Below are 10,605 nucleotides of genomic sequence, written 5' to 3'. Positions count from 1 at the left end.
GTTCGCTTTTCAAAGCCGGATCGTCAGCACGCAGCTCCAAGAAGTCACGGTAAAACGACAAGGATGTCTCGAGGAAAGTCCGACGCAGATCCTGAAGCCCCGCTCGATAGGCCAATTCGCTTTCACTCAGCTCACTGAAAGCGTCGACAGCCGCACGAGCTTGCCGAAAGCTTTCCTCAGCCAATTCCCGTTGCTGTGTTTCGCGATCGAGAGCCAATTGGGTTTGCCGTTGTTCTCCCCAAACCAGCAACGCCGTCACCAATAGAGCGACCGAAGCGATCAACAACATTCCAAAGGCTGCCGCCACCAATCCACTGTTGCGGCGACGCCATTTGGCCAACCGTTCGAGTGCCGTCGGCGGTTTGGCTTGGATCGGTTTATCATCCAGCCAACATTGCAAATCGTCCGCGAGAGCCTTCATCGTCGCGTAGCGTTCAGACGGCTGCTTCGCGATGGCTTTGCGAACGATTGTGTCCAACTCAGCGGGTAAATCCGGTGCGATTGACATCGGCGATGGCGGGTCGACCTCAATCACCGCGTTGAGCAATTCGCGAAAACCTTCGCCTTCGATGGCGGGTCGCAGGGTCAGCAATTCGTAAAGTGTCACGCCAAAGGAATAAACGTCGGTGCGATGATCCAAGATCATCCGGTTGCCGGACGCTTGTTCGGGCGAAGCATACCGCAACGTCCCCATCGGGTCGCCGGTCCGAGTCAGGTTGTTGGTGTCGGATTCAATGTGTGCCAAACCAAAATCGGTCACCCACACTTTGCCGGCACCGTCGATCAGCAAGTTCCCCGGTTTGATGTCTCGGTGGATGACGCCGTACTGATGCGCGTGCTCGATCGCGATCGCGGCTTCGTGTGCCATGCGAACGGCCGACTCGTAGTACCGTCGTCGTCCCATCGAGGTGCCCATCGACGTCGTGTTGTTCGAACGAGTCGTCGCCGCACCGACCGTGTCACGCATCGGCCGGGTGTCGTTTGATTTCCCTTGCTTGTTTTCCTGACGCATCTCATTGATCACATCCGCCAACGTGCGTCCCTCGATCATCTGCATCGCGTAGTAGTGCACTCCACGATCACTGCCGACGGCGTAGACAGGCACGATGTTGGTGTGGTGCAAAGCCGCCGCCGCATGCGCTTCGTTGCGGAAACGCTGCAATCGCACTTCGTCCAAACCGCTGGCAAACGGCAGGACTTTCAAGGCCACCTTGCGACCAAGAGAGAGCTGAACAGCCTCGTAGACTACGCCCATTCCTCCCCGGCCAAGCTCACCGACAATTTGAAAATCACCGATCGGTTTGGCCGTGAACTCCGCATCGGGCCCGACGGCGGTGGTGGAAGGTTCGGAGGGCGACCCAGCACCGTGCAGCATGGCCAAGCCTTCGAGCGCGGGACGCAGTTCTTCTTCAATATTGGCATGACCAGCCAGAAAGTCTTCGACCGAGGGAGCCTTGCCATCTTCCAGCAATCGCATGTAATCCTTGACCGCAGCGACCACGCCGTTGTCATTGGTTTCATCGAAAGTGGCCATGTTTTCACCGTCGTTCATTGGATCGTCCGCTCTTCAGTCGGTCTCAATCACATCGGTCAACACTCGGCCGATGGATCGCTATCAGGTCATGATCGTTCTTAATTTCGCGAGCCCGCGGACCCACAGTTTTTCAACACTGTCGACGCTTTTGTCCATCGACTTCGCCACGTCCGCGAACGACATCCCCTCCACGTGACGCAGAACGATGACCTCGCGATAGTGTTCCGGTAGAGATTCAAGTGCCTCGGCCAATTGCAGGAATGCTTCGTTGCGAGCGAAATGCTGACTCGGCGATGTCACGTCGGCAGCGATCTTCGATTGCAGAAAGCCAGACGCGTTGACGAGACTGGCATTCAGATTTTGCTCCAATCGAGGGTCTCGCTTCTGAGTCCCCAAGTACTTCCGCAAGTGCATCGCCAAAACGTTCGACAAAATGCCTCGCAACCACCCAGCAAATTCCTCCGGGGTTTGGCCTCGAAAATCCGCCATGTTTCCGTGAGCGGCGATACAAACCTCTTGGGCCAAATCCGACGGGTCGGCTTTGCCTTGCAAGTGACGATGCAAACCGGAGCGAGCCAGGAACTTGACAAATTTCCGGTAACTATCGAGCAACTCGCCGAGGGCCTCTTGATCACCTGAGCGTGCATCAGCGATCAGCTTGACAATGCGGGTCTGGGTTTCATCTTTTTGAGATCGTTCGGTCATGACGTTCAAAATCAGCGGGACGAGAAGTTGCTGCCATTTTGAGACAATAACCGTCGCACCTTGGAACCAGTTGCGGTCTTGGTTGAAAACCGCCATTCAATTCAGTGACTTTATCAGAGACCGTCTCGTCGTGGCGTGACTGCGGTTCGCACGACCACGCGGAAAGCGGTTGAATCAAACCAACCAAGCCCATCGATAGCAACTAATCCGTTCGTTGGCGGCTAAAACGAACTCGCACAACGGCAATCGGTCTTCCCCTGACGAAATCAGCCCGATATCTGCTCGCGAGCAATTTGCAGAATCCGATTGAGCGAGTGGAGATCCTCGGCCGAGACATGCCCCAGCAATTCACGATGCAACGATTGGATGGGCTCATCCAATTTGTCGAGCAGGGTGAGTCCTTCATCGGTCAGCCCCACCAAAAAGACCCGGCGGTCTTGGTTGGATTGCTGCTTGTGGATCAATCCTCGATGGAGCAATTGGTCGACCACGCGAGTGATCGCAGGCGAAACCTGAATCATCCGATCAGCAACTTCCAGACACGGCATCGGAACCTTCTCACCTCGCATGATCCGCATCGCGTTGTATTGCGAGGGAGTCAGACCGAAGGTTCGCAGCAAACGAGCCAAACGATTCTCAAGCAAATCGCTGGTCCGGAGAATTCCCAGCATCGCCTCTTGCTCGAGCGATTCGAACGGTCCTTTTTTCTTGAGCTCTTCGCGCAAAGAGGACGGCGTCATCAATCATTCCTTGGGGCAATCGTCGATAACGGCGCACACTTTTACAGTCCACGCAGTCGAAATTGTTTCAGTGCCCCAATTGCTTCGTTCGCGGGAGATCCAAGCAACGTCAACAACATTGGTTATGAATCGGCGACATGCGTTCAAAACGTCAAAGATTCTCCCCTCGCTCGTGAGAATCGTTCTCCCCAACCAGGACTGGTTCCAGTGATAACGACATTGCGGACAATCGGTTCAGCTCACTCCGCATTCTTTGTCCCGACTCGCTGCCATTCCATGCGATAGTTCGTCAAAATGACACCACGGCTCTCCACCTGCTGACACTCGATCACACGAAAACCAACGGACTCGAAAAATGGTTTCGCCGTGATGCTGGCCTCGATGGAAACGGTTCGAATTCCTAATCGCTCCACCTGCCTGAGCAGTTCCAGCCACATCAATTTGGCAACACCGCGGCGCTGATGATCCGCGGATACGAACAATCGATCCAAGTGCCCATCGTGGCTCATGTCGGCGAATCCAATCAGGCGAGCGTCTGATTCCACCACCACCGCAACACGCCCCTGAAATCGTTGAGCCCAACGTTCCAGGTCCACCGTGTCCGGAGCCCACGCATTCAATTGTTCCAGTGAATAGTCACGACAATTCACCCGATGAACAGTGTCGCGAAACAATCGCCAGCAATCCATCGCATCATCAACATGAAATGGGCGCAGCTTCACGATCTGGCTTCCTCACCTGACAAAGCAGCAACCGAAATTTTCAGCCGTCCCTCCAAAACGGTGACTGCATCGCCCGTCAGATACACTCGATCCTTGTCGACCTCGCATCGAACCATTCCACCACGTCGGGAAGCTTGGTGTCCGACCAACGGATTGATTCCCAATCGCTTCGACCAATACGGTGCCAAGCAACAATGTGCGGAACCCGTCACGGGGTCTTCATCGATCCCGCTTTGCGGTGCAAAGAACCGTGAAACAAAATCGATCTCGTTACGATCGTCCTGTGCCGTTACGATGACGCCGCGAACTGGAACATCCTTCAGTGCATGAAAGTTTGGCTGCAGTTCCATTACAGATCCGCGCGATTCCACCACCACCATCAAATCAAACCGGGTTTGGTAGACGGTCGCTTCGTTGATCCCCAAAGCGGATTTCAGAGCCGAAGACGCTTTTCCATCGTCAAACGGCGAGTAATCCGACGCAGGAAAATCTAGCGTGATGCCTCGATCGCTTCGTGAACAAACGAGTTCACCGCTCCGCGTTTGAAAGCGAATCTCCGCGTCTTTCTCGACCAGTTCTTGTTCCCACAAAACGTGAGCGGACGCCAAGGTCGCGTGGCCGCACAAATCCACCTCAACATTCGGCGTGAACCATCTCAACCGAAAGGCGGAGCGGTCGGCTGTCGGAACAAGAAACGCCGTTTCCGACAAATTCATTTCTCCCGCGAGCTTTTGCATCCATTCGTCACTCGGGTACTCAGGCAAAATGCAAATCGCGGCTGGATTCCCGCCAAACGGCTTGCTGGTGAAGGCGTCCACCTGCCAAATCGAAATGTCGGCGTTTGCCATAAACTCGTTCTTCGTTGCGGATACTGGGTCAATTCATGTCAGGAGGCAGCAGAACCACCCGAGGTTCACCGCCACCTGCGAAACAACTCGATTTCTGAGTACGATTCGGCAATGAACCATTCAGAAACAATCATTCGTCGTGTCGCCGACATTGTGAACCAACGCATGGCAGACCAACAGGCCGGCCATGGAATCGATCATGTCCGGCGAGTCCATCGAACCGCATGTGACATTCAACAGCAGATTGGCGGCGACCGCACGATCGTCGAACTGGCCGCACTATTGCACGACGTCGGCGATGCAAAATTCCATGATGGCAAGGAACGCAGCGCTGAGTTCTCTCGCGAAATCCTGGCCGGTGAAGGTGTGGACCAGCCGACAATCGACCACGTCGCACACATCGTCGACAACCTCTCGTTTCGCAAACATGAAACGGCGGAAGAACTCTCGGCCGAAGGCAAGATTGTTCAGGATGCCGACCGACTCGACGCACTCGGTGCGATCGGCATTGTGCGAACGATCGAATACGGTGCGACGGTTGGGCAGCCGTTCCACATCGCTGGAAACGACCCCAGCAACCTGAATGGCCCCAAAACCGGTGCCGGTCACTTTTATCAAAAGCTATTCCGACTTCGGGAGATGTTGCACACCGAGCCTGCCCGCCAAATCGCTGCTGACCGAGAACAATTCATGAAAACGTTTCTGGATCAGTTCATGAGCGAAATGGCTGACTGAAATCGCAACGTCTCAAGATTCGTTGACCGGGACAACACGGAACGTCTCCACCAAGATCGCATAGAACGCGGGCACGATGAACAACGTCAGGGTGGTGGTCAGCAACAATCCCACGATCATGCACCACGCCAATCCTTCCCACAGTGGTCCGCCGCTCAATGCCAAGGGCACCAAACCACCGACCGTCGTCGCGGTGGTGAGGAAGATTGGCAACATTCGTTGTTTGCCTGATTCAATCAAGCAATCCCGAAACTCTTCATTGGTCAAACCGACAATTGAACCGTTGGCTTCGCCGGACGACTTTTTGGCACGAGCTCGTTCGGCGATCAAAAGGTCAGCGAACTCGACGAAGATGATCGCCGTGTTCAGCACGATCCCGAACAATGCCAAAATGCCCAATTGCGGCATGAATCCGAGCGATTTATCCGACAAGTACAAACCCAACCACGCACCGACCAACGCCAATGGCAACGTCGACAGAATGATCAGCGGCTTGGACCAGCCGTTGTACTGAAAGATCAAACAAAGAACGATCAGCAGAAACGAAATCGCAAACGACATCATCATCTGCCCGCCAGCTTCGGCACTCTCTTCGTAAGAACCACCAGGTTCAATCCAGTAGCCGGTTGGCAGTTCATCTTTCAATCGCTGCATCTCGTCCGATTTCAAAACTCGAGACACCACGTCGTTCCCCGTGACCCCCGGTTCCATTTGAGAACTGACCTCGATCGTCCGATTCATTTTCCGTCGTTCGATTTTGGCGATCTCCAGGGTGGGCTTCAAAACCGCCAGCGACGCAAGTGGCACCTTTCCACGGTCACCCTCCACGTACGCTTCCTGTAGACCACGAACCGATTCACGTTCGCTGGCCTTCAACCGGAAATAGACGGGCACTTCGTGGTCGCCTTCTCGGAACGTCGTCAGTTGCAAACCGGAATAGTAGGAATTCAAAGTTCGAGCGATCTGCGAATTCGTGACGCCAGCCAAAACAGCACGATCCTGTTCCACGTCGACCTGAATCTGATACCCGTCGACTCCCCAGGAATCAGAAACGTCCCAGGTTTCGGACTGTTCCGTAACGAGCTGTTTCAATTTGTCCGCCGTTTCACGCAGCACAGCTGGATTGGCGAAACCGTTACCGGAGATCCGAAAGACCAACGGATCAGCCGGAGGCCCCAACGCCAATCGAACCGGCACAATACGGGCACCGACGATCGGTTCGATCCCCAAAGCTTCATCACCCCGTTCGGCAATTTCTCGAACGCGTTGTGCGAATTGTTTGGTCACCGATGCGTCCGTCGTACGGACTAAAATCTCAGCAAACGATCTCGACTTGGGTTCTGGATCCCAACCGAGATGCCAACGTGATCCACCACCTCCCACAAGCGATCGATACACACGAAGCGGTGGTTTGGAAAATCCATTCTCAGGCAAATTCTCAGTTCCCAGACGTTGCAGAATCGTTTCCACCTGACGTGTGACTTGATCGGTTTGGTCGATCGTTGCGGTTTCGGGCAGCATCACCTTCACGGCGAACTGAGTCCCATCCGCGTCCGGGAAGAATTCCGAACTCACCGGCAGCGTCAAAATTCCGATCATCAGGCAAAGCGTGGCGATCGCGGTCAGCCATTTGAACCTCACCGCCAAACCGCCCAGCCATCCATAAACGCGGAAGGCGAGATTCTCTTGCTTGTTCTTTGCCGTGTTGGCTGGCGTTGGTTCAGACGCTGGTGCGGAACGGCGTTTTCGTCGTGGCCACCAACGCGAAATGCGATTCCAGGTTGCAACGACGGGCGAACCTGTTTGCTCTCCCTTGGGAGCCCTGATGAACATCCCCGCCAAGATCACGCACAACGACATCGCCAACACCCAACTGAGTGCGAGTGTTGTCGAGACCGTGACCGGCAAACTGTAGACGTATTCCTTGCCGCCACCTTCCAGGCTGAACAACATTGGCACGAAAGCGGCCATCGTCGTCAACGTGCCAACCAACATGGGAATCGCGAGCGTGTTCGCTCCTTCAATCGCGGCGGGAAATGGCTCCATACCCGCCATCTGATTCGACCTTGCTTGGTCACACACTTGCACCGCATTGTCGACCAACAGTCCCAAAGAAATGATCATCGCGGCGAGCGAGATTTGTTCGAGCTGAACACCAAACAACGAAATCAAACCGACTGTGACCACCACAACGATCGGAATGTTCGCAGCCATCACGAATGAAGTGCGAAACCCAACGACCAAGTAAACCACAACAACAACGATCAACACGGCTTCGACCACGTTGATGATCACATCTCGGATTTTTTTCGCGACGCTTTCGCTTTGATCGGAAACGGCGGTCACGCCGATGTCTGGAGGCAGCAACTGTTCCACCTCAGCCATTTCCCAGACACGATGCTTTGCCGCTTCGCAAACGTCGATGATGTTCGAACCGGACTTCATCGTGATTCCCAGCATCACGGCGGGTGTGCTGCCTTCTGCGTCGCCAACTCGGCAGATGTAGTTTGCCGGGTCTTCGTAGTCACGCGTGACCGTCAATCCAAGCTCAGCCAAAGAAACACTGTTGTCACCTCGACTGGTTCTCACCGTGCTGGCGATTTGAGTGATCTCATCGACCGCGTTGAATTCGCCTTCGGTCTTGACTGAAAAGTGCCCTGTGTCGGTGTCCAACTCACCGCCAGCCTGAATGATGTTTCGATCATCGGCCAATGACTCCAGTTGGCTGGTCGTCAGTTCCAACTGAGCCCAATTGGACAGGTCCGTTTCGATGAAGATCGCTTCGGATCGCTGACCGAACATGTCGACTTTCGCGATGCCGGGCAACAACCTCAACGCGTCTTGAACATCTTCCGCGTGCTCCTCCAACTGCCGCAGCGTGTAGCGATCTTGCGGACGGATCTCCGCTCGACCCTTCGATGGAGTCTGGTGAATCCCCAGCAACAACACCGCGGTATCGCCGAACTCATCGTTGACGATCGGTCGCACGTGGTCGGCGGGCATCGCGACCAAATCCACTCGGGCACGAACTTTATCCCACACGTTTTGAATGTCGGCCGGTGCGATGTCGTCTTCCAACTCGACGAACACGGTGGATTGACCGGTCAGCGTGGTGGATCGGGTCAGCTTAACCTCTTCAATACTGGTCAAGTTTTGTTCGATCTTGTCCGTCACCAATTCCTCCACCGTTTCGGCGGGGGCTCCTGGCCAAGAAGTTGAAACGACACATACGCGAATGGTGAATTCGGGATCTTCTCTTCGAGGAATGGTGACATACGTCATCGCCCCCCATGCCATCGCCAAAATCGCCAACGAGAATACGATCGGACGGTACTTCACCGCCAAACTGGGCAAGTTCATTCTGCGGCTCCCTGGACCACCATCGGTGGCATCGGGTTTCCAGGCAAATGCCCTTCTTCCAGTTCATCCAGGCGTCGGGCCGCGCCCACCTTCCGCACTTTCTCTCCGTCGTTCAGGAAGTGCACGCCTCGAACGACCACCAACATGCCTTCGTTCAACTCTGGCGATTGAATCTCAATCATCGAACCGAGGTCCAAGTTGTCACGCGAAACGACGTCGACGGCGACCTTGGAAGCTCGGTTGTCCTTCACCACATACAAGAACGCTTGACCGGCTTCTTCATCGATGGCATCGAACGGAACAAAGAATCCTTTCGTCTCGTTTTGGTCGGCCAGATCCACGGAAACCAGTTCTCCCGGACGCAGCATCCATTCCGATCCCGGATCCAAAACGACGGATTCACCGTCCCAATTCTCCGGAGGCGTCCCACCGCCAGTCGCTTTCGGTGCATCGGCGTTTGGATCCCCCACGAAACTGCCGACGTAAAGCGAGTCCAAATCGACATCGAAAGGTTCCCCTTTGTCGTCCAACATCTGAACGCTTCGAAAAACCCAATTTCCTAAGAATGGGATATTGAGTTCGTTTTCAACCAACCTTTGCCGTCGCACCTTCACAACATCCGGCAGGCGTTCTCGCAGTTTGCTGTTGGTCACGAGGTAGATGTACGCACCTTGGTCATCGTGGTGAATGGACTCTTCCTCCACCAACACGACCTCGTCCGACGTGCCCATCATGCGGTTGAGTCGCAGCGGCCACAGGTCTTCGGAACGGGCCACTTTGTCCTCGGGCAGGTCACCTGGCAATGGATCCCGCAGACGTTCGTTCAACAGCAACATCGTCATCGTGAATGTTCGAGTGTCGGGGTCTGCACTCGCGTCAACGTTGTAGACAAAACCGTTGGTGTGTTGCTCGGTGCCATCGGGCAACGAGTAAGTGGTTGGCAACTGATGGCGGCGTCGCATCGACCGAGATTGCTTCGCCGACAGTTCCACTTCCACCTTGATCGGGTTGGTCATCTGCAACGTCAACACTGGATCGCCCGCGTTGACAACGCTGCCTGGAACAACATTCACGCCTGAAATCTGACCTTGATAGGAACCGTACAAGGTCGTGTGTTCCAAATCGCGTTCCGCGTCGCGAAGAGTTTGTTTCGCACGTCGAATTTGCGACTCCGCCGACTTCAGTTCAGCCCGAGTCTGTTTCTCGGTGGCCAGCAATCCACTCAACGCAGCCAACCTCGTCTGCACCAGATTTCGTGCTTGGTCGTATTCGCTTTTGGAAGCTGCGTTTTGTTGCTTCAAATTTTCGATGCGTGAAAACTCCATCTCGGCGAGAGCCAAGTTGGCACGCGCGGACTCCATTTCCGCTGGCAAAGAATCCTTCAATCGGATCTCGATGCTCTCCTTGTTCAGCATCGCGACTTCTAAATCGGCTTCGGCAGACTCGACGGCAATCTCATAGCGTTCCGGTTCGATCTGGGCGAGTGGCGTTCCATGTTGGACCATCTTCCCGTCCACATCGATGACCCGCCCATCAATGTTTTCACCTGGTTCCAAAACCCACGAAACCTTCCCACCGACTTCGAACCCAATGTCCTCGGTCTTCCATGACTGCACGCTGCCGGATGCGGTGTACGACGAAACAGGTACAGACCGGGTCAGCGTCATCACTTCGACGGGTCGAGGTGCCTTTTCGAATTTGACCTCTTCCTCGGGTGCACATCCGGCGACGGAGACAAGCCCAATGAGAACCGCAAAGCGAGGGACCAGCCTCGATGGATATGTAGGACGATCAGTCATAGATTCATACTGTCAGAAAAGAGCGAAGCGCCGCGAGATACTCCAATCGAGATACCCCAACAGGATGCACATCGCGGTTTGTACCAAGTATTAGCAGTTGGCATAGCTACGATCGCGCCAATAGGGGGCACCATTGTGGAGGGACGAAGCTTTCAAAGAAAG

Annotated in this window: 8 protein-coding genes; 1 reads left to right on the top strand and 7 read right to left on the bottom strand. The window is 54.8% G+C overall.

Annotation, left to right across the window (positions count from 1 at the left end; all coding sequences use genetic code 11):
* The 5 genes from RE6C_RS02795 to RE6C_RS02775 form a co-directional block, all read right to left on the bottom strand.
* On the bottom strand, positions 1–1,552 hold a 1,552-nt coding region (locus RE6C_RS02795; RefSeq protein WP_008653657.1), incomplete at its 3' end, for a serine/threonine protein kinase.
* Positions 1,553–1,615: 63 nt separating this feature from the next.
* The gene (locus tag RE6C_RS02790; RefSeq protein ID WP_008653656.1) at positions 1,616–2,335 is read right to left on the bottom strand and encodes a sigma-70 family RNA polymerase sigma factor; all 720 of its coding nucleotides are present in this window, start codon (positions 2,333–2,335) and stop codon (positions 1,616–1,618) included.
* Positions 2,336–2,505: 170 nt separating this feature from the next.
* Positions 2,506–2,964, bottom strand: coding sequence for a MarR family winged helix-turn-helix transcriptional regulator (locus RE6C_RS02785; protein WP_008653655.1), 459 nt, complete (start codon positions 2,962–2,964; stop codon positions 2,506–2,508).
* Between the two features lie 254 nt (positions 2,965–3,218).
* A complete protein-coding gene (locus RE6C_RS02780; protein WP_039961019.1) occupies positions 3,219–3,701 on the bottom strand; it encodes a GNAT family N-acetyltransferase in 483 nt (160 codons plus the stop codon).
* Entirely contained in the window at positions 3,698–4,549 is an 852-nt protein-coding gene (locus RE6C_RS02775; protein ID WP_008653651.1) for a PhzF family phenazine biosynthesis protein, read from the bottom strand. The genes RE6C_RS02780 and RE6C_RS02775 overlap by 4 nt, the downstream gene beginning before the upstream one ends.
* Before the next feature lie 111 nt (positions 4,550–4,660).
* On the opposite strand from RE6C_RS02775, the gene RE6C_RS02770 reads away from it, so the two are divergent.
* Complete coding sequence (locus tag RE6C_RS02770) at positions 4,661–5,284, top strand: HD domain-containing protein (RefSeq protein ID WP_008653648.1); 624 nt, start codon at positions 4,661–4,663, stop codon at positions 5,282–5,284.
* A gap of 12 nt (positions 5,285–5,296) precedes the next feature.
* Here RE6C_RS02770 and RE6C_RS02765 read toward each other — a convergent pair whose 3' ends face one another.
* Positions 5,297–8,644 carry an efflux RND transporter permease subunit gene (locus tag RE6C_RS02765; protein ID WP_008653647.1) on the bottom strand — a complete coding sequence of 1,116 codons (3,348 nt, stop codon included), beginning with the start codon at positions 8,642–8,644 and terminating at the stop codon, positions 5,297–5,299.
* Positions 8,641–10,443, bottom strand: a complete 1,803-nt coding sequence (locus RE6C_RS02760; protein WP_039961018.1) for an efflux RND transporter periplasmic adaptor subunit — start codon at positions 10,441–10,443, stop codon at positions 8,641–8,643. The genes RE6C_RS02765 and RE6C_RS02760 overlap by 4 nt, the downstream gene beginning before the upstream one ends.
* Positions 10,444–10,605 lie beyond the last annotated feature (162 nt).

The organism is Rhodopirellula europaea 6C (assembly GCF_000338295.1).
Classification (GTDB): Bacteria; Planctomycetota; Planctomycetia; order Pirellulales; family Pirellulaceae; genus Rhodopirellula; species Rhodopirellula europaea.
This window is presented reverse-complemented; position numbering and strand designations above follow the sequence as displayed.